The sequence below is a fragment of the Streptomyces toyocaensis genome (genome assembly GCF_000725125.1).
Taxonomy (GTDB): Bacteria; Actinomycetota; Actinomycetes; order Streptomycetales; family Streptomycetaceae; genus Streptomyces; species Streptomyces toyocaensis.
In genome coordinates, this window is the sequence record NZ_JFCB01000043.1 from 12,301 (window position 1) to 31,384 (window position 19,084).

Genomic DNA, 19,084 nt, shown 5'->3' on the forward strand with positions numbered 1-19,084 from the left:
ATCTGTTGCGCATACTCTGGGTAGAGGTGACCACGAGGGCTGCAAGGCCCGCGGGTATCACCCCGGCGAGGTCACCTCACCGGATCACGACTCAAGGGTTGGCAAGCTCGATTGAGTCGGACTTGGAAGCGGCTCCCGTTGTGGCGACGGGGGCCGCTTCGCGTTACGGCGGGTAGGTGGGGCGGGACATGGTTAGCTGACCTCCGCGAATTCGAAGCCTTCAGCCGCTTGGGGATGCTTTGCAGCCCATCGCCGCAGGAGCCGGGCGTACGCTTCTAGGCGGCGTCGGTGCGGCTTTGCGGCCCCGACTTCCCATCGGTTGAACGCGGCACGGGTGACGCCGAAGACCTCTGCCACCTCTTGCTGAGTCAAACCGTCAGCCTTGCGCAGGCGTGCGCGAACCTCCGGTGGCGGTAGAAGCTCAGGTCGGGCAGCAAGAGCGTCGACCGCATCAAACAGGTCGGACACCGGTCCCCCTCTCCTCACGTGATCCAAAACTATACACAAGTCTTGATTTGAAACAGGGAGTTGGTGTCGAGTTTCCGGAAGATCCGCCGGGTTAGTGTCGGCGTCATGCGCCTCGTTCTATTTGACCTTGACGGCACGCTGGTCGACCGTCAGCTGGCCTACGGCGGCGCCGTAGCCGATCTGTGCCACAGGTACGGCTTGGGGCCTGAGGCTGAAGCCTGGCTGATTTCCGAGCTTGCAGACCGGGCCAACGCTGTCGACTTCTTCCGCCTGTGCGAAGTCTTCGACCTGGAACCGTCTGCTGCGGAGCTCTGGCGGGGGTACATCGACCTCATGGTGGCCGCCGTCACCTGTCGTGCCGAGGTCCTTGAGGGCCTGGCTCGCCTGCGCGCGGCCGGATGGGCGATCGGCGTCATCACCAACGGAGCTGGCGACATCCAGCGCGCCAAACTCGCCGGGACAGGCCTCGCCTCCCTGGTCGACGGCGTCGCAGCCTCGGGCGACTTGGAGATCCGCAAGCCGGACCGGCGCCTTTTCGAACTCGGGGCCACCCGGTGCGGCGTCAGCCTCGCGGACGGCGGTTGGATGGTCGGCGACAACCCGACCGGAGACATCGGCGGCGGTCACCAGGCCGGCCTGCGCACCATCTGGCTGCGTGGACGCCCCTGGCCCGACGGACTCCCCGCCGCGTACCACGTCGTCGACGACGTCACCGATGCCATCACCATCCTGCTCGCAGAGACGGAGTAGCACCGTGGACCAGCCGATTGTCGGCATCCTTCACCCCGGCAGCATGGGCGCCGCCGTCGCAGCCTGCGCCGCGAGGAACGCCTCCGCGGTCCTGTGGTGCGAGGTCGGGCGCAGCCCCGCGTCAGCAGAGCGCGCCACCCGGTTCGGCCTGACGCCCGTGACCACGCTTGCCGAGCTGCTGGACCGCAGCGACATCGTCATCAGCCTCTGTCCTCCGGCCGCTGCCGAGGACCTGGCCCGCGACGTCGCCGGGCACCATTTTGCCGGGGTGTACGTGGAGGCGAACGCCATCAACCCCGAGCGAACGAAGCGAATCGCCGCGCTGCTCGAACCCAACGCGACCATCGTGGACGGTGGTGTTGTCGGCTCCCCGCCGGTCGGTGGCAAGGCGCCGACCTTGTACCTGTCCGGCCCGGCCGACGCGACTGAGCGCCTCGAGGTGCTATTCGCGGGCACCGCCGTTCGCACGGCGGTGCTGGGAACGGAAGTCGGGAAAGCATCCGCGCTGAAGCTGGCGTACGCCAGCTTCCAGAAGACGTCGCGGGTCTTGGTGGCGCTCGCGGTCGGCATGGCGCGCGAGCACGGCGTCGACCAGGAGCTCATCGAGGTCGCCTCCCGGCGCACTGACTCGTACCTCTCCGAGCCGCAGTACATCGCCAAAGCCGCGGCCCGCGCCTGGCGCTGGGGCCCGGAACTGGAGGAAGCTGCCGACACACTCGCGGCTGCCAGCCTCCCACCGGAGATGCTGCGCGCGGCCGCGACCACGCTGGCACGGTGGAACGACGCCAAGGACGACAGCGAGCTCACGCTCGCCGACGCGCTGGACCGACTCGCCCAGCCGTAGCCCGCGCTCATGCCGTCGCCGCTCCCGCCCGCCGCATCAGCAGATGGTCGATGAGCCGCGCCGCGTCCTGCGGTGCCGCCACCGTGGTGTCCACGGTCAGGTCCCAGACCATGTCCGGGTGTGCGTCCAAGTCCTTCCCGGTCGCGTCCCACGCCGCCAGGCGCGCCGGAGTGTCGGCGTCGCCGCGTCGCCCGGATCGCTGCGCGGTCACCTCACGCGGACACCACAGCAGCACCACCGTCCAGTCCGCCTGGTAGCCGCCGATCAAGGCCTTGATGCCGTCGACTTGCCCGAGGTGCACGACCGGCACCCCGGCCGCGAAGGCCGCGTCGACGCCGGGCCGGTCGATGACGTAGGTGTTGCCGTAGCGGCTGTTCGCGTAGACGACGCCGCCCGCGGCCTCCAGCTCGCGCAGCTGCTCCGCCGTACCCATCCGGTAGCCGGTTGACTTACCAGACCCGACCTTGAGCCGCTCGAACTGGTGGTATTGCGGGCGCAGCTCGGTAAGTGCCGTGGTGACGGTATCTTTGCCCGCTGCCGGCGGGCCGTACAGAATCACGCCCTGACGTCCGATCACGCGTAAACCGTCCCCATCGCCTGACGGGCCTGGTCCGCGAGCGTCACCGCGGTCCCCAATCTGTTGTCCACGACCAGGTGCGGCACCGCCGGGCGCAGCTCCAGGTCGATGGTCGCCATGTACTCGTCCCACCGGGCGAGCTTCCACGCGTCCCGGGCTGCGGAGCGGAAGGTGATGTACTCCCGCATCGATTCCTCATCGCAGCGCACCCACACCGGGAAGATGTCGACGCCCATGGACGCGGCCCGGTTGGACAGGCGCTGCATCCAGTTCGGGTCGGTCATTTCCGAGATGAACGGCGCCGAAAGCACGGTACTGATTCCGCACTTGATGTTGGCCATGGCCGACTGCATGAGGCAGTCGTACTCGACCGACCGGACACGCTCCCTGTAGAGCTCTGTGTGCCGGTCGTTCGGATCGCCTCCCAGCGCCACCAGGAGCCGTTCCACGAGCGGCCGGGTGAGCGGGTCCTTATCGAGCAGAGGCCAACCGGTGAGCTGGACGAAGAAGCGAGCGAGCTCGGTCTTTCCGCTGCCTGCGAATCCGCCCACCAGGATCAGGACTGGACGGTGCGGGTCGCCGCCGGTGTGCCGGCGCTTCCACGCGTCGATGATGCGCTGCTGGAGAGCGAAGTGGCCAGCGTCCTCGGTGCCCGGCGAGATGCGGTGAATCGCCCGTTCGACGGCCAGGACGTGCGCGCCGTTGAGACGGTCGTCCATCGGCGTCAGCTTGAACGACGTCTCTTCGCCCGGCAGGGCAGTCCGGAAGCCGAGATCCGGCTCGGTCGCGCGGTAGAGCAGGCAGTATGCGCGCCGGTAGTGCGGGCCCGGGTAGACCTCGCCCTGCTCGTGCTGCCATAAAGTCTGGGGATTTGCAGCTGGGATGCCCTTGAGCTTGGCTTGCTCGGCCACTTCCCGCAGACGTTCTCCGGCCTTCTCCAGGGTCAGGCCGTGGGCCTCGCGCTGTTCTCGCAACCGGTCTGGCCTCCACCCTGCGCGCTGCTTCGCCACCCTGTGCCCCTCCGCCATCGTCATGGCCGCGAGCCTAGGGCTCGGGCTGCAAATCGCATGTATACGCGGATGTTGAAAACGCGTGAATAGCGGTGCGTACGAGCTTCGACAAGCCCCTGTGATGGTTCACCCCGTCCGGTCCGAGTGTGATGGCCCTCACCAGATCAGCAGCCAGGCGTGAGGTGCAGTCAGTGGTCGTCGTCGCCGTCTCCGTCCTCATCAGCGAGTCGAGCACTTGCGTGGCGTCGGATGGAGTAACCGATCTCAAACTCTTCGGCGCTCATCCTGGTGTCGTTCAGCTCGACGACGTCGCCGTTGGGGGAAGTCGTGATTCGCACGACGCGCAGGAGTGGGACGCCGACGTCGGCCGGCAGATCCAGGGCCTCCGCCTCTTCGGGCGAGGGCATGCGGGCGGAGACGCCTTCGCTCCAGCGGAGCGGGCGGTGGCCCATCTCCTCCAAGCGGTCGTAGATGCCCCCCGGCCCGGTGTCGACTTCTGCGAGTCGAGTTCCCCGAGCGAGGTCGGCCGGGAGGTAGCTGGTGGCCAGCTGCTTCGGCTTCCGGGTTTCGGGGTCACCCATTACGCGGTCACGAACGAGGACTTCGGATCCGGTGGCGAGTCCCATGAGGGTAGCGAGATCGACCGGCACGACACCCCATCGCAGGGTGGGAGGCTCCAGAGCCACCCACGGTTGGGCAGTGGGGTCGAAGTAGTAGCCGATCTTGTCGCGGAAGACTTGACGGGATCGGGTAATGCGCCGCTTCTCAGGGCGCTCTCGCACGATAGTCCCTCTGCGACGCACCGCGACGACGAGTCCTTCTTGCTCCAGGAGCGAGATGGCGCTTCGCACGGTCTGGTAGCCGGCGCCGTACTGGGCTTGGAGTTCGGTGAGCATCGGCAGTTTGTCGCCCGGCATGTATCGCCCCTCGCTGATCTGCTGTCGCAGGTCAGCGGCGATGTCGCGATACGAGACGGGCATCGGAGCCACCTTTCAGAGTGCTGCGCGGATCTGATTCTAGGGCTAGCTCTATCAGTCGGTGATGTGCGAACACAACCGATCAACCCGAATAGAGCTATCGCTATTGACTCGACGGCCCGACGTGGTCTCTACTAGGCGATAGCGATAGCCCTAACGCTCTGCTGAGCAGGGGTTACGCCCAAGCACTACCGCAGTAGTCGTCCGCCTTTCGGGGTGGCCGGGGTTGAGAGCTCCATCAAACTCCCCCGGAGCCTGACGGCCGCGATGACTGTGTGCACGTCGCAGCGCTGTGCGCTGTCTGTCCTGCGGGACGCCGGCCTTGTGCCCGTGCGGCCTGGAGGGCGGAGAGAGCATCGCGACCCGCGCCTTCTGCCGCTCCGTCTGTGAGGAGTTCACATGTCTGGTTCGAGCCTTGAGCGCACTGCCCGTCCCCGCCGGAGCCGGACCCGCTCCCGCAACGTCAACGGCCGCCCGGCGCTGGCCCTTTCCACCCTCCGGCCCCACCAGTACGACCTGCGCCCCGCCTGTGCGTCGCTGGTCTGCCCCGACTGCACGACGTGGGTGCCGATCACCGGTATCCAGGCCAGGAGGCCCAAACTCGTGCCGCACGACACTGGCCGGGCAGGCAAGGGCGCGGCCGTCCGCTGCCAGGGCAGCAACCGCCTGGTCACGGTCAACGTCCGAGTCACGAAGTGGGAGGAGCGTTTGGTGGACGGTCATGCAGAGACTGCTCACCGCCGTAAGACCACCGTGCGGCGCAAGCCGAAGGTCGCGCCCGCCCCGGCCGTCAGTCAGATCGCCGCGCAGAAGCAGACGACCACGGTTGCCCAGCCCGGCGACGGCCAGCCCAAGTGGATGCTGCGCAAGGAGCAGTGGGCGGCGACCGAGTCTGCGGTCCGCGACGCTGACACCCGCCGCGCGCAGCTGCCCAACGGTGACGCGCCGCTGGGTGCACCGCCGGTCCCGCTCAAGACCCTGCACCCCCAGCGCCGCGTGAGCTGACCTCCTCCGGACGAACGACCAAGGCCCTGGCCACCCCTGTTGATAGGGGGTGGCCAGGGCCTTGGCTGCTCGTACAAGCAGTCAGCTCCCCAGCCAGGGAGGAACGAAGAACGAATCCCCAGGGGCGACATCCCTGGGGATTCGCTGTCGCAGGTCACCCTTTCGGAGAGGACGACCCACATGCCCAGCATCGCACCCCTGCACACCGCCGCTCCTCACGAGCACGACGGCCGCAAGGGCACGCCCACCACGGGCCGCCCGCACCCGCACTGCCTCGCCGACATCGCCGACCAGATCGGCCCGCGACGCCCCGGCGCGATCTACCAGAACGTGGACGGCCGCTTCGAGGTCCTGGCCCTGGTCACCGACCCCGCCGACGCGGCGCAGCTGCTGCGCCGTGACAGCGCCCGCTGGGCCGTCATCGTCCGCGACACCCTGCGCCCGGACGGCCAGCCCTTCGCGGTCGGCTCGGTGTGGACGACGTCGGACTACCTGATCCGACCGGCCAGGACCGCCTACGCGCCCGCCGCCTGACGGCCCGCCACGGTCCCTCTCCCACCCACCAGAGCGTCAGGGGTGGGAGAGGGGCCGTGGCTGGCCATCCGGCCAGTCACGGTGACAGCCCCGGAAGGTGAGAGTTCCGGGGCTGTCCGGTCAACGGAACGCATAGGAGATCCCCTTGACCACAGCGATCATGACACGACCCGCAGCCCGCACGACAGAGGCCGCGGCCAACCCGGAGTACGCGTGCGGACAGTGCGGCAACTGGCACACCGGCCCCTGCCCCATCGTCGCGCACCGTCAGCTCGGCGTGCTCCTGGCGCGCATGGTGCTCGAGGCCGACGCCCGGATCCCGGACGGCCGTCGGGCCCGCCGCACGCTGCAGGAAATGATGCCCGGCTATGAGCGTCAGCCGGTGCTCACCCTGCACCAGCCGGTCATGGCTGACGACGCCTGCCCGCTGTGCGGGCGCTGGTCGTGCGACCCGAGCACCTGCCCGCCCGCGTCGTCGGCCCCCGCGCCGGCCCCGGCCACAGCGTCCGGCAAGTGGCAGTGCGACACCTGCGGCGGCTGGTTCGGCGTCACCGGCGCCCGGCAGGCGCCGGCCACCGCCTGGACGTGCGACGTCTGCCGCGCCATCGGACGGTGACATCCCGTCTCATACACGCGGCCCGGGCAGCACAACAGCGCGCTGCCCGGGCCGCCCTCATCGTGGGCCCCGGCCATCCCCTCGCCCGCCTGCTGCTGGCCGCCGCCGCGGTGGCGGCCGCTGCGGCCTGGGAGGCCGGGCACCACGTCGCCGACCTTCACCCCAACCGCCAGCACCAAGAGAGACGGACTCGTGCCTGACGATCTGTACCGGCGCTACCAGGCAGCCGCCCGCGCCCACCAAGCGCACACCACCGACTGCACCCACTGCACCGACCGCGTCCGGTGCCCCGAGGCCACACGGCTGTGGTCGGCGTTCGAGCGGCTGCAAGACGCCTACCTCGCACGACAGCGCAAGCGCACCCGCTGAGCCACCCCCGCTCAGCCGACATCGCCACCTCTGTCGGTTGCCTGACCCGCACGGCCCCCGCCTCCCGCAGACGGGGGCCGTGCGCGGTCCAGGGGAGCCGGACAGCCCGGACCACACACAAGAAGGAGGGGAACCACCTCATGCGCAACCTCGACGACTTCGCCGCCGCCCTGTCGCAGATCACCGCCCAGGCCGCCCGCGCCGCCGCCACCAGCACCCAGACCCGCACGGTGATAGACGCCGCCGCCTCCGGTGGTGAGGACGCGGTCCGCCGCGCTGTGGCCGGTATGTCCACCGCCGACCTGCAGCGGCTCAAGCACCAGCTGGAGCGTTGACGGCCTGACGGCTGCCCGATCCCGCCCGCACCGACCGCTGCACACCTTGGCCGTCGGTGCGGGCGCCCTTATTTCGGCTCCGCCGACGCCCGTTTCGGCTCCACCCGCTTCCGTTTCGGGAGCGGCCCTCACCGTTTCGTCCACCCCCGTCCAACCTCATTTTGGAGGCCTCCGTGACGATCACTGAGACGCCGCAGACGGCGCCTCTCGACGCCCCCGTTTCGGCACCGCCGACCGCCGTTTCGGAGCCGCCCGCCCCTGTTTCGGGAGCGGCGGGCAGCGTTTCGGGAGCACCGAAGTGGAAGCCGATCAAGCCCCGGCGTGACCGGCTGATGACTGCCCTGTCGGTGGCCGCCGCGATCGGTGGCACGCTCGTCGGCGTCATCGGCTTCGCCATGTCCTACAGCACCCTCGCCAAAGTTGCTTTGGCCTGGGGGTTCAGTGAGGACCTGGCGCCCTGGTTCCCGGTCGGCGTGGACGCGTCGATCATCGCGTTCCTCGCGCTGGACCTGTACCTGATCCGCAAGGACACCCCGTGGCCGCTGCTGCGCATGGCCGCGCACGGCATGACCGCCGCCACCGTGTGGTTCAACGCCAGCTCACAGGGCCACATCGGTGACGACCCGGTCAAGGCAGCCAGCCACGGCGTCATGCCCGTCCTGTTCGTGATCGGTGTGGAGGCCGCCCGCCGCCTGATCATCCAAAAGGCCAGGCTGGAGGCCGGTACAGCGGTCGACCGCATCCCGCTGCACCGCTGGATCCTCGCCCCGCTCGACACGCCGCGCTTCTACCGCCGGATGCGGCTGTACGCGGTCGCCTCCTACGAGGAGATGGTCCGGCGCCAGCAGGACCTCATCGCCTACGAGCAGTGGCTCAAGCGCAAGTACAACGGCGACCTGGGCAAGGCGACCGACGATGAGCGGCTGCCGATGACGATGGCCGCCTACGGCTACACCGTCTCCGAAGCCCTCGCGCTGCCCGAGCAGCAGGAACGCGAAGCGGAGAAGCGGGCGGAGGAAGCCGAGCGCCGGCGCCTGGACGCCGAGACGCGCCGGGAGCTCGCCCAGAAGAAGGCTGAGGCCGACCGGCTGGAGGCCGACGGCGAGCTGGAGGCCGTCCGCGCCCGGGTGGAAGGCCAGACCGCCCAGGCCCGAGCCCACGCCCGCGCCCAGGCCACCGCTGCTGAGCGGGCCGCTGAGCTGGAGGAACAAGCCCTGGAGACGGCGCTGGTCGCTGAGGCCCGCGCCCGTGAGGCCGAGGCGCAGCGCAAGGAAGCCCAGGAGCGCGAGGCGCAGGCTGCTGCCGACGCCCGCGCGGCCGAGCTGGAACGTCAGGCTGCCGAGAAGCGGAAGGCGGCGGCGGAGGCCGACCAGGCGGCCGCGGCGGAGGCACAGGCAGTCGAAACACAGGCCATCGCCGAAGCCCGCGCGGCCGCTGCCGAAGCCGACCGGCACGCTGCCGAAACGGAGCGGGCCGCTGCCGAAACGCGCCGCGCCGCTGCCGAAGCCGACCGCCTGGCGGCAGAGGAAGAAGAGCGCGCGGCCACCGCCCGCGCCAACACGCAGGCCGCCCGGGAGCGCGAAGCCGAAACCGAGTACCGCGCCGCCGAAACGCGTCTGGCCGCTGCCGAAATCGAGCGACGCGCGGTCGAAGCCGAGGACGTCGCACGGCTCAAGCCGCGCGAGCGCGCGGTCCGCAGGGTCGCGCGGATGATCCTCTTCGCCGCCGACGGTGTCGCCGAGCGGCTGCCGCTGGCCGACATCCAGCACGAACTGGCCGTCTCCTCGCCCGCAACGGCGTCCGAGTACCGCCAGGAAGCGGCCGAACTGCTCCACCAGGGCTACTGCCCCTGACCACCGCACGACGGACTGTCCGACGGTTCCGCCGGCCCCCGAACTGCTGACGACAGCTCGGGGACACGGCGAAGGCGCCGAGACGCCAACCCGCAGCTTCCCACCGATCCGGATCACCCCACCACCCCGAGGAGAAATCCTGATGAGCAAGGACATCGCCACCCGGGTCACGACCGGTGTGCAGGCACTGGCGCTGCCCGGGCAGCGCGAGGGCTGGCAGGCCCAGCACCGCGGCTCCCTGCTGACCGACGCACAGACCTACGACGCTCTCGCCGACGCCATCCAGGCCGACCTCAAGGCCCGCCGCCTGGACGGTGACCTGCCCTGGGGGATCTCGGCTGCGGCCCGGGCCCGCAAGCGGGTCAAGCCGCTGCGGGACGCGGCGAAGGCCATGCGGCAGGCCGCCAAAGCCATCAACGGCACCGTCGCCGCCTACGAGGAGACCCAGCCCGAGGTTGTCCTCAAGCGCCGCGAGGACAAGGCCCTGCGCAAGGCGCAGCGCAAGCAGCAGCTCGGCGCGGCCGCACACAACAGCGCGCAGGCCACACTCCAGCGACTCGCCCCCGCTGACAGCGACGACGGACAGGCGGGCGCGCCGAAGCTGCTGGGCGACTACTTCGGCAAGCAGCAGCGGGGCGCCTGATGCCCGTTCCGATGTCCCCGCGCAAGGCGGCCCACTGGAAGGCCCGGTTCGAACAGGCCGGCGCGGCAGGCGAGAAAGGCCCGGAAGCCTTCTTCCGGGCCTGGCTCGACCTGGTGAAGGTCTCCGCCCTGCAGAAGGTCAAGCGGACCGGCGACCACGCCACCTTCAACGCCCTGTCGGCCGAGCTGGAACGGCTCTACCGGGATCACTGCCAGTAATCGTCATCGTCATCATCATCACCGCCGAAATGGGGGTTGACGGGGGTCCCAACCACGCGTACGCGTACGCGTGCGAGGCGGCCCCCTTCCCTCACCGGCAGTCACCAGGAGAGGAGGGCGCGTGGCCGACGACGACAGCCCGGACAACGTGCTCCAGATGCCCCGGATCGGCTCCCCACCACCCCCGCCCGTCCCCCCGCCGCCGACCCTCGACGGCGACCAGGAGCAGCCTGCTGCCGGGGACGGCGTTGTTCGAATCAGTGCCTTTGACGCACCCGTCGTGCCGCACGCACCGCCCCCGCCCGATGTTGTGCCGGCGGCGCTGCGCAGCGACGGGCTGAGCGAGCCGCAAGCCCCCGGCGACGCCGGACCGCCGCGCACCGGCGCGCTGTCCCTGGCCGCCATCCTCGCTATCGCTCTCGCCGCGTTCGAGGGACTGCAGACCTGGATCCAGGAATCCGGGCCGCGCCGGGCGGAAGCGGCAGCGCACCAGCGGGAGCTGGAACTGCTGGCCGCGAAGGCGACCGCGGACGCCACCCGGCACCACGCGGAGGCCGACCGCGAACACTCCCGCGCCCGCCGTGTCCCCTCCAGCCACGACTACGGCCGCAGCGCCCTCGGACGTGGCCCTGGCGGCCCGGGACGGGGCGCAGGCGGCATCGGCCCGGGCAGGGCCGGAACGGTCCGCACAGGGCTGCACAACGGCTCCACGCAGCACCGTTCCGGGGCGGGGCCCGGCGGCCCGCTCACTCCCGGGCCCGGCCGGAGCGATGGCCATGCGGGCACCGGGCCAGGCGTCCGCCGAAACGGCCGCCGAAACGGCCCTGGCTCGGATCGAAACGGCTCCCTGCGGGACCGAAACAGCGGCGGGGGCAGCCGAAACGAAGGTGGCTCCCGCCGAAAGGACGGCCCCGGGAGCTCCGGCGGATCCGGCACCCGGGGCCCCGCCGGTGCGGGCAGCAGTCGCGGGAGTGCGGGCACGGGCGGGAGCGGACGCCGCTCCGCCCGCCAGGCCGTCGCGGACTGGTGGGGCAAGGGCAAGAAGAAGCCCGACGGCACCGGCCCGGACAAGGGTGAGAAGGACTCCGGCAGCAAGGGCAGGAAGGGCGGATCCGGCGCGACGGACACCAAAGCCGCGCTTCGCAAGGCCGTCAAGGCGAGCAAGCCTGGGCCGACGTTCTGGGAGAAGGCCGGCGACCGGCTCGAAGACCGGTGGCGCAAGCGCCGCACCGAAGCCCCCACCACGGGCGCGGGCGGGAAAGCAGACACCAAGGGCCGCAGCACCGGCAACGACGGCTGGACACCACCCGGTGACCGGACCGGTTTCCGCGAGGCCGTCTTCGACGCCGTGAACGACCGGTGGAAGAAGCGGCGCGAACGCTGGACGACCGACGGCGGACCACGTCCCAAGCCGAACCCGTCCACGTCCCACAAACGCGGGAGTACGGACCGCACCACCAACCCGGGGCCATCGTCCGACCCGGGCGCCCCCGACCCAGACGGGACCGGTCCTACGCCCGGCGGATACGGGCCGCGGTCCTCACCATTCGACGCCGACACCGGCCCCGCCGTCACGATCACCGTTGAGCAGGTGGACCCGCCCGGCGCCCACGCCAAGCGGTGGCAGCCCGACGCGATCGGCCCCGCCCCCAAGGCGCTGCCCGCCCAGAGCCAGCCCACCCTGCCCCGCGCCCCGCAGCGACCGGCCGGGCAGCGCCCCGGCACCACCCGCAGAAAGGACCCCATCCCCATGCCCGCACCCGCAAGGAGGACGGCCACCGCACCGGCACCGGTCACCGCCTCGGTACCGGCGCCGGGAGGCATGGCCGCCCAACACACCACCGACATCACCCTGGACGACGCGCTCAAGGCCCTGACCCTGCTGACCACGGCCGGGATGGAGACGTACGACGACTGCGCCCAGCTCGCCCGCCAGGCCCGCCGCCTGCTGAGCGACCTGGAGACGATGGCCGCCGACCTGGCGACCACCCACAACGTGAGCGGCAAGCGCACCACCCGCGCCCTGTCCGTGCTGATGGAGAGCGTCGGCGAACTCGTCGTACACGCCGAACGGATGGCCCGTGCCGCACTGGCCGCCGCCGAGACCGCCGAAGCGGAGGAAACGGCGATGGCCCGGGACTACCGGCCGACCCAGGCCGCGACCGTCGACGCCGGCCTCGCCGCGCCCAGCGCCCGCATCCACAACGAAAACTGAGAGGACCGCCCGTGGGAGAGATTGCCCCCGCCGTCAGCGCGGACGGAGACGCCAACGGCTACACCGCCATCCACACGAAGCTGACCGCGCTGCAGCGTGCCGCCGCGCAGCTCATGGAACACGCCGAACGCGTCGCCCAGCGCATGCGCGCCAACGCGAACGCCGCCGTCACCGTGGCCGACCTGAGCGCCGCCGCCCAAGTCGATGCCCGGCACGTCGCCGCCATCAACGAGGTGGCCACCTCCTTCGGCCGGGTGGTCGGAGGAGCCCGCCGCCTGAGCGGCGCCGCCGACTCCATGCACCAGGCCGCCGGCCACCTCCGCACCGAGCACCAGGCCGAGTACGGCGGCGTCCACGCCGCCGTCACCGCCTCCAAGGCACGCCAGGCCAAGCCCGGCTTCTACCGGCCGCAGTAACCGCCCGGCACACCACCACCGTGGGGCTGCCCCCGACCACCGGGTGCGGCCCCACCTCCATTCCGCCCACTGGCCACGCCGGACGCCGCACCGCCCCTACGGGCGGTACCGCGCCCAGCACGACCAGCGGCCCCCAGCCACCGCACGGAAGGACCCCTCACTCCATGAGCACGCTGCCCACCCGCGCCAAGGCAGAGATGGCCGCCTACGGGGCATCCGCCGCCGCCCTCACCTACGTCCCCTCGATGGAGCTGCTGCCCGCCCACGCCACCGCCGCCGCGATCAGCGGCGGCTGCGTGTGGTGGCTCTACCGCAAGGTCAAGACCCGCGACTTCCGTCGCACGATCCGCACCGCCCAGCGCGTCCTGGGACCGGTCACCGGCGGCGCCGTCTACGCGGCCGCCGCGATCGTGCCCGGCCACTCCTGGTGGGAACCGGTCGCCGCACTGGCATGGGGCGGCCTCATGGCAACCGCCCTGCCCATCACCCGCTCCACCTGGACCCCGCCCGCCACCATCACCGCTGCCTACCCGCCCGGCTTTGCCGGCCTGGTCATGCAGATGTGGGACACCGCCGAAGTCGCCCCCGGCATTTGGCTGGAGAACATCGAGCAGACCATCGACGCCGCACACCCCGACTTCACCGCCCACGTCGTGGCCCCGGCTGGCAAGCCCGTGCCGCGCATCGACCTGGTCGACGTCGCCGCCTGCTTCGGCTACCCCGTCGGCTGCGCCGGCCTGGACGAGATCCCGGGCACCGGCCCGGGCCGCATGCGCCTCACCGTCGCCCCCACCGCCCGCCGCGGCGGCGGCAGCATCGAGGAGATGTGGGCGGCCAAGGTGGCCCGCCCGGGCGGCGCCATCCCCGGCAGCGAAATCGTCCGCGTCGAGCAGCTGCCCGCCCGCGGTGACCTCCCCGCCCGGGGCATGGTCCTCGCCCAGGTCGACGCGGGCGAGGTCGCCCGCATCAACCACGGCCAGCTCTGCTCCGCGTTCGGCGTGGAGCCCGAGGAACTGCGCCTGGTCGCCGAGTCCCGCGGCCGCGAGGCCCTGGTGACCTTGTACGAGACGGCGCCGCTGAAGGGGGCACGCCGCGCCACCCGGGAACTGCTCACCCTGGATGCCTACGGCCGTTACACCATCGGCACCGCCCACGACGGATCCGATGCCAAGGTGCACATGCAGTCCGCGGCCGGCACCCTGCACGGCTTCCTCGTCGGCGTCACCGGCTCCGGCAAGACCGTGGCGCTGGCGCTGATGTGCGCGGCGTGGGCCCTGGCCGGCCTGACGAACTGGGTGACCTCCGCCCGCCCGGATGCGCAGATGAGTGCCGTCGGACGGCACATCGACCGCCAGAGCGCGGGCCCGGTCTTCACCTGGTGGATGCTCAAGGCCGCCATCGCCCTGATGGACATCCGGGGCCAGATCAACGCCGAAGTCGGCCACGACTTCTCCGCCCACTCCCCCTACCCCGGCCTGGTCCTGGTCCTCGACGAATTCAACAGTCTCGTCGGCGATGAGGCGCTGGGTGACGAGATCGCCCACATGACCGACGTCCTCGCCCGCGAGGGCCGCAAGTTTGGCATCGGCGTCGTTTTCGCCGGCCAGTCCCTCAACCTGTCCAAGCTCGGTGGCGAAGCCTCCCTGCGGGACCAGGTGCAGGGGGGTATCGGCGTGGTGCTGCGCATCGCAGCGTCCTCTGGCGGTATCGCCGCCCGGCAGGCCACCGGAGGACTCGCCGGAGACGTCGACCTGGCCGACATCCCTGACCGGTTCAACGCCTCCACCTCGCTGATGGACCGCATGCACGGCGTCCTCGACGACGCGCCCGGCGAGACGACACAAGGGGTCGGCCACACCGTCACCGGCTCCGCGGCGACCATGATGCGCACCCTGTACGTCCACCTGCCCAAGGACGGCAGCCCTGACGGCCTCGGCGACATTTTCCCCGCGGACGGCTCCATCAACTGCCTCACCGACCGGGAGATCGACGCCCTGACCGAGCTGGGCCTGTGGCACGACTGGACCATGCCGCCGCCCACCGGCAAGGACGACGACCAGGGCCACAGCAGCACCCCAGGATTCAGCGACGTCGGGTCGTTCTCCCTGCCGCTGCTGCCCACACAGAAGAAGCCGAAGACCACGGTCAAGGACAAGGTGCTGGCAGCAGTCGACCGGCAGATGACCGCCAAGGAGATCCGCGCCCGGGTCGACGCCGCCGCCGGAAGTGTCCGCAACGCCCTGTCCGATCTGGTCGCCGAAGGCCGCCTGCGTCAGGTCGACCACGGCGTCTACGCACCCGCCGACCACGGCGCCGCGAGTGGCACCGATCAGGAAGGGCAGGCAGCTCAGCCTGCCCCCGCCCCGGATGGTGTGAATGGCGCCCTCGTGGTGGAGGCCGCCAGCCTCGTCATCAGCAGCCAGTTCGGCTCGCAGTCGATGGTGCAGCGAAAGCTACGGGTCGGCTTCACCCTCGCCGGGAGTCTCCTGGACGCCCTGGAACAGCGCGGCATCGTCGGCCCCGCCCACGGCAGCAAGGCCCGCGACGTCCTGGTCACCCCGGACGTTCAGGACGACGTTCTGCGCGAGCTGCGCGCCGACTTTGCCCTCGCCGCTGACGACTGACCCGCCCCCTCGCCGTCGCCCCCAGCCCACCGCCAGGGGCGACGGCGTCCCGCCCGGCATCCGTCCGGCCTACACCATCCCGTCCCGCCCCGTGGAAGGAATCACCCCGTGATCGTCTCCGTGTCTGCCGCGCTGCTCCTGGCCATCGTCGTGACCGTGCTGCTGCGCCAGCGCACCGTCGGTATCGGCTCCGCCCTCGCGTGCGCCGCCTTCGGGTTCTGCCTCGCCTCCACCGGCATCGCCCCCGCCATCGAGGCGTTCCTGACCGCTCTTGTCGGCCTCGCGTCGCTGGGCTGACGGGAGCTTCCTATGCTCGCCTCACTGCGCACCGCGCCCGCCGTCCAGGCCGACCAGCATCCCCGGACGACGCCCGCCGACGGCCTGAGCCTGGACGCCCGGCTGGCCGCTGTAGAGGCGGCCATGACCGTCCGGCTGGACGAAGCCGCCGTCGCACACGAAGTGCGCACCGCACACATCAACACCAAGCCCGTCGACCTCACTGACGTCATCACAGTGCCACTCACACCGACACTCCAGCCGCAGCCGCGGCAGCTCCCCGCCACTCCGGTCGCCGCTCTCCTCGAGCGGGCGCGGGCCCGGATGGAAGCCGACGGGTGGTGCGCGGGGGCGCTGACCGACGAATCCGGCGCGGTCTGCCTGCTCGGAGCGATCCGTAAGGAGGCCGGTGGCAACCGCGGCCTGGAGGCCGACGCCGCATCCGTCGTACTGGACGCCATCCGCCGCCGCTTCGGCGACCACATCGAATCCGTGCCCGACTTCAACGACGCCCACGGCACAGGCCGGATCCCGCTACGCATGCTCGACCAAGCTGCCGGCCTCGCCGACGCCCGCGGTCAGTAAGCCCCGGTCCGGCTACGGCGGTTAGTCGGCCGGCGTCCAGGGCGGAGGCGGGCTCGTGCTCTCCCCACCGCAGTTCCAGCACTCGAACTCGTCCGGCACCCGGTACTTCTGGGCCCACCACGAGACGACGGGCTCACCCCACACCACGCACTCGGTACCACACCAGCCGCACACGAAGACGAAGTCCACGAACGCCCTCCCCACTGCCTCGCCCCTGCCGGCCAGCATGCCCGGGAAACCACCTCAGTGCTCCACCGATTCCGGCACGCTTCAGCGCTGACCCGCCGCCCTGTCCGGTCCTCACCCTCCCCACGCTGGCGAGGACCGGGGCAGGCCGCCCGGCCCCCCGCCTCACCCCACGCCCCGTCAGCGGACCGTCCACCGGCGGGGCGCAGCACTGCCCGCCATCACCCTGCTGGAGGACACACCGTGCTCATCCCCCGCCCCCGCCGCCGGATCGGCCGACCCCGCCCGCAGCGCCCCGGCCCCCGCTACCCGCAGCGTCCCCGACGCCTCTCCCCCGCCTGGGAGCCGCGGTGACCATCCGCACCCGGCGCCGACGGACCACGGCGCAGCCGCGCGCCGCGCACGGGTTACCGGAGTACGACTGGGGCACCGCACCAGCCGCGCAGCTGGCCACGCGCCGCCAGCTGCGCGCTGCGGGACTCCGGCCCGGCGGACAAGAGCCCGTCGCGATCCTGCGCTGCAAGGCCTGCGCGACGCGCCCACACCGCGCGTGCACCCGCGCCGCTTACCTGTACCGAGTCGACCTGGCCTTGCCCGTGCGGCCGATGACGCTCGCCAAGGAAGCCGCGCTCGACAAGGCGATGGCGGCGCGGAGCACGTGCCCGAAGTGCCGGCGCCGCTATCACCACGTCCTACCGCTGCGCACCCTTGGATCCTGCCTGGAGTGCCACGACGGGACGCCCGCGGACCCTGCCACCTACATCACCCCACCCGCCCACACTCTGGCCGCCTGACCATGGAAGGACACCCGGCATGACCACGCCGACCACCTCAACCACCAGGGACAAGAATCTGGATGCGGCCTGTACCGCGGTCGCGGGCGAGATCGCCCGCACCGACGGCAAGGCCTCCCTGCTGCTGGCCTTCGCCGGCGCGGTCCTGGCCGGCCTGACCACACTCGCCGACCACGACTTACCCACGGCCACCAAGACACTCGGCGCCCTCGCCGTGACCGCCCTCGGCACGGCGGCCGTGCTCCTGCTCCTGGTCGTCCGGCCCCGCATCGGCGGCCACGACCGCGCATCCTTCCCCTACTGGGCACGCCTGGACGAAACCGGCATCCACGCCTGCATGGACGGCGACACCCGCGCCGCCCGCATCCGCGTCCTGTCCACCATCGCCGTCGCCAAGTACACGAGGCTGCGCCGCGCCGTCGACTGCACCCTCACAGCCCTCGCGCTCCTCGCTTCGGCCGCCGTCACCGCCCTGCTCTGACAGGCCCGGGACGGCCACAGGGGACGCCCCGGGCACTTCCGTCCCCCCGTCAGTCGCGGAACGGAAGTACTCACAGCATGCGGCAGGCCCCAGCCGACCGCAGCAGCACATCAAGGAAGAGGCGCACCCCATGCGCCGGCAAGCCCCGGGGTGCGCCTCCCTCATTCCGCCCGCATGGGCGAGAACGGAGATCCCATCATGCCCGCAACCGCCGTCTTACGTCAGCGGTCCCGCACCCTCGTCATCACCGCGGCCGCCGTCCCGCTCGCCCTGGCCGTCCTCGCTGACAACGTCCGCGTACGCCGCCAGCTGCACGCCGCCCGCCGCGATCCCCTCTCCGGCCTGCCCGGCCGCGACGACCTGACCGCCTACGGCGACCGCCTGCTCCGCACCGGCCGCCGCGACCGCGTATACGTGATGCTGCTGGACGGCAACGGCTTCAAGGTCATCAACGACACCTACGGCCACGCCGCCGGTGACGCCGTCATCGCCGCCACCGGCCGGCGCCTCGCCACCTGGACCACGCGACGACAGGCCCTGGCCGCCCGACTCGGAGGCGACGAATTCGCCGTCGCCGCCGTCCTGCCCACGGCAACAGCACTGTCGGACATCACCGCACTGCGTGACCAGTTGCAACAGCCCCTCACCCACGACGGGCAGATCCTGCATCTGGGCATGTCAGTCGGCATCGCCCGCGCCACCGACCTGCCCGGCGGAGACATCACCCGCCTCCTGCGCGCCGCCGACACCGCCATGTACAAGATCAAAACCGGTACCGAGGTGTTCCCCTACCTGGCCACCCACGCCGACGCGCACACCAGCACCGTCAACGGCCGCCGCGCCGGCCGCCCCGGCACCCACCTGCCCGCCGCATGAGCTCGCACCCGGCACAAGCCCGCGCACACAGTGCGGGTCGCTCCCGCAGGAAACCGTTGTGGGAACCGGGCCTCATCCCCACTGCCTGCCAGCTCCTGGACTGGCGGGACGCCCGGCACTTCGACCGCTTCCGAGACCTGCCCTGCGTGCTGTGCGAGCACCCCACACCAATGCGCTCCCACCACGGAGAGCCCGTACACAAGACGTGCGCCGAAGCCTGGATCACCGCCCACCCCGTCGAGGCTCGACTGGGCAGGTTCGCCTCTGACCTGCGCCCCAAGGGCAAGGACGACGACGACCACGCATGAGTGCTGTCCTTGGGTGTCGCCTGGGGCCAGACCGACCACACAGAGGTAGAGCAAAGGCCCGTACTCCACGCTCCGCAGCGTGGAATGCGGGCCTTTCGTCGTTCGGGAGCGGTGGGTCAGAAAT

At 71.2% G+C, this 19,084-nt stretch carries 24 protein-coding genes; 19 read left to right on the forward strand and 5 right to left on the reverse strand.

Annotated elements, in window-relative coordinates; all coding sequences use genetic code 11:
- Positions 1 to 192 precede the first annotated feature (192 nt).
- Entirely contained in the window at positions 193 to 486 is a 294-nt protein-coding gene (locus BU52_RS36905) for a helix-turn-helix domain-containing protein (RefSeq protein WP_327151304.1), read from the reverse strand.
- An 87-nt stretch (positions 487 to 573) separates the two neighbouring features.
- Between BU52_RS36905 and BU52_RS29795 the strand changes: the two genes are divergently transcribed.
- Together BU52_RS29795 and BU52_RS29800 are read left to right on the forward strand one after the other, a co-directional pair.
- Positions 574 to 1,218, forward strand: coding sequence for an HAD family hydrolase (locus BU52_RS29795; protein WP_037940415.1), 645 nt, complete (start codon positions 574 to 576; stop codon positions 1,216 to 1,218).
- 4 nt (positions 1,219 to 1,222) lie between these two features.
- Positions 1,223 to 2,062 carry an NAD(P)-dependent oxidoreductase gene (locus BU52_RS29800; protein ID WP_051858707.1) on the forward strand — a complete coding sequence of 280 codons (840 nt, stop codon included), beginning with the start codon at positions 1,223 to 1,225 and terminating at the stop codon, positions 2,060 to 2,062.
- A gap of 7 nt (positions 2,063 to 2,069) precedes the next feature.
- On the opposite strand, the gene BU52_RS29805 is transcribed toward BU52_RS29800, so the two are convergent.
- The 3 genes from BU52_RS29805 to BU52_RS29815 form a co-directional block, all read right to left on the reverse strand.
- Positions 2,070 to 2,639 carry a phosphotransferase-like protein gene (locus BU52_RS29805; RefSeq protein ID WP_107061302.1) on the reverse strand — a complete coding sequence of 190 codons (570 nt, stop codon included), beginning with the start codon at positions 2,637 to 2,639 and terminating at the stop codon, positions 2,070 to 2,072.
- On the reverse strand, positions 2,636 to 3,673 hold the full coding sequence (locus BU52_RS29810; RefSeq protein ID WP_037940338.1) for an AAA family ATPase: 1,038 nt from the start codon (positions 3,671 to 3,673) through the stop codon (positions 2,636 to 2,638). The genes BU52_RS29805 and BU52_RS29810 overlap by 4 nt, the downstream gene beginning before the upstream one ends.
- A gap of 164 nt (positions 3,674 to 3,837) precedes the next feature.
- Complete coding sequence (locus tag BU52_RS29815; RefSeq protein ID WP_037940345.1) at positions 3,838 to 4,629, reverse strand: GntR family transcriptional regulator; 792 nt, start codon at positions 4,627 to 4,629, stop codon at positions 3,838 to 3,840.
- A 396-nt stretch (positions 4,630 to 5,025) separates the two neighbouring features.
- Between BU52_RS29815 and BU52_RS29820 the strand changes: the two genes are divergently transcribed.
- From BU52_RS29820 to BU52_RS29875, 13 genes are all read left to right on the forward strand, one after another.
- Positions 5,026 to 5,631, forward strand: a complete 606-nt coding sequence (locus BU52_RS29820) for a hypothetical protein (RefSeq protein ID WP_037940347.1) — start codon at positions 5,026 to 5,028, stop codon at positions 5,629 to 5,631.
- A 180-nt stretch (positions 5,632 to 5,811) separates the two neighbouring features.
- Positions 5,812 to 6,165 (forward strand): hypothetical protein, encoded by a 354-nt coding sequence (locus BU52_RS29825; RefSeq protein ID WP_235216456.1) that lies wholly within the window; start codon positions 5,812 to 5,814, stop codon positions 6,163 to 6,165.
- Between the two features lie 160 nt (positions 6,166 to 6,325).
- Positions 6,326 to 6,781, forward strand: coding sequence for a hypothetical protein (locus BU52_RS36030; protein ID WP_200881345.1), 456 nt, complete (start codon positions 6,326 to 6,328; stop codon positions 6,779 to 6,781).
- Positions 6,782 to 6,973: 192 nt separating this feature from the next.
- Positions 6,974 to 7,150 (forward strand): hypothetical protein, encoded by a 177-nt coding sequence (locus BU52_RS35840; protein ID WP_167343552.1) that lies wholly within the window; start codon positions 6,974 to 6,976, stop codon positions 7,148 to 7,150.
- A gap of 140 nt (positions 7,151 to 7,290) precedes the next feature.
- Positions 7,291 to 7,485, forward strand: coding sequence for a hypothetical protein (locus tag BU52_RS29835; protein ID WP_037940349.1), 195 nt, complete (start codon positions 7,291 to 7,293; stop codon positions 7,483 to 7,485).
- Between the two features lie 332 nt (positions 7,486 to 7,817).
- A complete protein-coding gene (locus BU52_RS29840; RefSeq protein WP_037940350.1) occupies positions 7,818 to 9,338 on the forward strand; it encodes a DUF2637 domain-containing protein in 1,521 nt (506 codons plus the stop codon).
- Between the two features lie 142 nt (positions 9,339 to 9,480).
- Positions 9,481 to 9,981 (forward strand): hypothetical protein, encoded by a 501-nt coding sequence (locus BU52_RS29845; protein ID WP_037940351.1) that lies wholly within the window; start codon positions 9,481 to 9,483, stop codon positions 9,979 to 9,981.
- Positions 9,981 to 10,199: a hypothetical protein gene (locus tag BU52_RS29850; protein WP_157847930.1), complete on the forward strand. Its 219-nt coding sequence runs from the start codon at positions 9,981 to 9,983 to the stop codon at positions 10,197 to 10,199. The genes BU52_RS29845 and BU52_RS29850 overlap by 1 nt, the downstream gene beginning before the upstream one ends.
- Before the next feature lie 121 nt (positions 10,200 to 10,320).
- Positions 10,321 to 12,414 (forward strand): hypothetical protein, encoded by a 2,094-nt coding sequence (locus BU52_RS35100; RefSeq protein WP_157847931.1) that lies wholly within the window; start codon positions 10,321 to 10,323, stop codon positions 12,412 to 12,414.
- An 11-nt stretch (positions 12,415 to 12,425) separates the two neighbouring features.
- Entirely contained in the window at positions 12,426 to 12,830 is a 405-nt protein-coding gene (locus BU52_RS29860; RefSeq protein WP_037940359.1) for a hypothetical protein, read from the forward strand.
- Positions 12,831 to 12,994: 164 nt separating this feature from the next.
- Positions 12,995 to 15,454 carry a DNA translocase FtsK gene (locus BU52_RS36615; protein WP_037940361.1) on the forward strand — a complete coding sequence of 820 codons (2,460 nt, stop codon included), beginning with the start codon at positions 12,995 to 12,997 and terminating at the stop codon, positions 15,452 to 15,454.
- Positions 15,455 to 15,562: 108 nt separating this feature from the next.
- Positions 15,563 to 15,751 (forward strand): hypothetical protein, encoded by a 189-nt coding sequence (locus tag BU52_RS29870; protein WP_037940363.1) that lies wholly within the window; start codon positions 15,563 to 15,565, stop codon positions 15,749 to 15,751.
- A gap of 12 nt (positions 15,752 to 15,763) precedes the next feature.
- Positions 15,764 to 16,315, forward strand: coding sequence for a DUF6197 family protein (locus BU52_RS29875; protein ID WP_037940365.1), 552 nt, complete (start codon positions 15,764 to 15,766; stop codon positions 16,313 to 16,315).
- A 21-nt stretch (positions 16,316 to 16,336) separates the two neighbouring features.
- On the opposite strand, the gene BU52_RS29880 is transcribed toward BU52_RS29875, so the two are convergent.
- Positions 16,337 to 16,543: a hypothetical protein gene (locus BU52_RS29880; RefSeq protein ID WP_037940369.1), complete on the reverse strand. Its 207-nt coding sequence runs from the start codon at positions 16,541 to 16,543 to the stop codon at positions 16,337 to 16,339.
- Positions 16,544 to 16,851: 308 nt separating this feature from the next.
- On the opposite strand from BU52_RS29880, the gene BU52_RS29885 reads away from it, so the two are divergent.
- The 4 genes from BU52_RS29885 to BU52_RS29900 all read left to right on the forward strand — a co-directional run bounded on the left by BU52_RS29885 (position 16,852) and on the right by BU52_RS29900 (position 18,960).
- Positions 16,852 to 17,295 carry an RRQRL motif-containing zinc-binding protein gene (locus tag BU52_RS29885; protein ID WP_037940371.1) on the forward strand — a complete coding sequence of 148 codons (444 nt, stop codon included), beginning with the start codon at positions 16,852 to 16,854 and terminating at the stop codon, positions 17,293 to 17,295.
- 19 nt (positions 17,296 to 17,314) lie between these two features.
- Complete coding sequence (locus BU52_RS29890; protein ID WP_037940375.1) at positions 17,315 to 17,776, forward strand: Pycsar system effector family protein; 462 nt, start codon at positions 17,315 to 17,317, stop codon at positions 17,774 to 17,776.
- Between the two features lie 198 nt (positions 17,777 to 17,974).
- Positions 17,975 to 18,652 (forward strand): GGDEF domain-containing protein, encoded by a 678-nt coding sequence (locus BU52_RS29895; RefSeq protein WP_235216457.1) that lies wholly within the window; start codon positions 17,975 to 17,977, stop codon positions 18,650 to 18,652.
- A gap of 56 nt (positions 18,653 to 18,708) precedes the next feature.
- Entirely contained in the window at positions 18,709 to 18,960 is a 252-nt protein-coding gene (locus tag BU52_RS29900; protein ID WP_037940378.1) for a hypothetical protein, read from the forward strand.
- Positions 18,961 to 19,084: the final 124 nt, after the last annotated feature.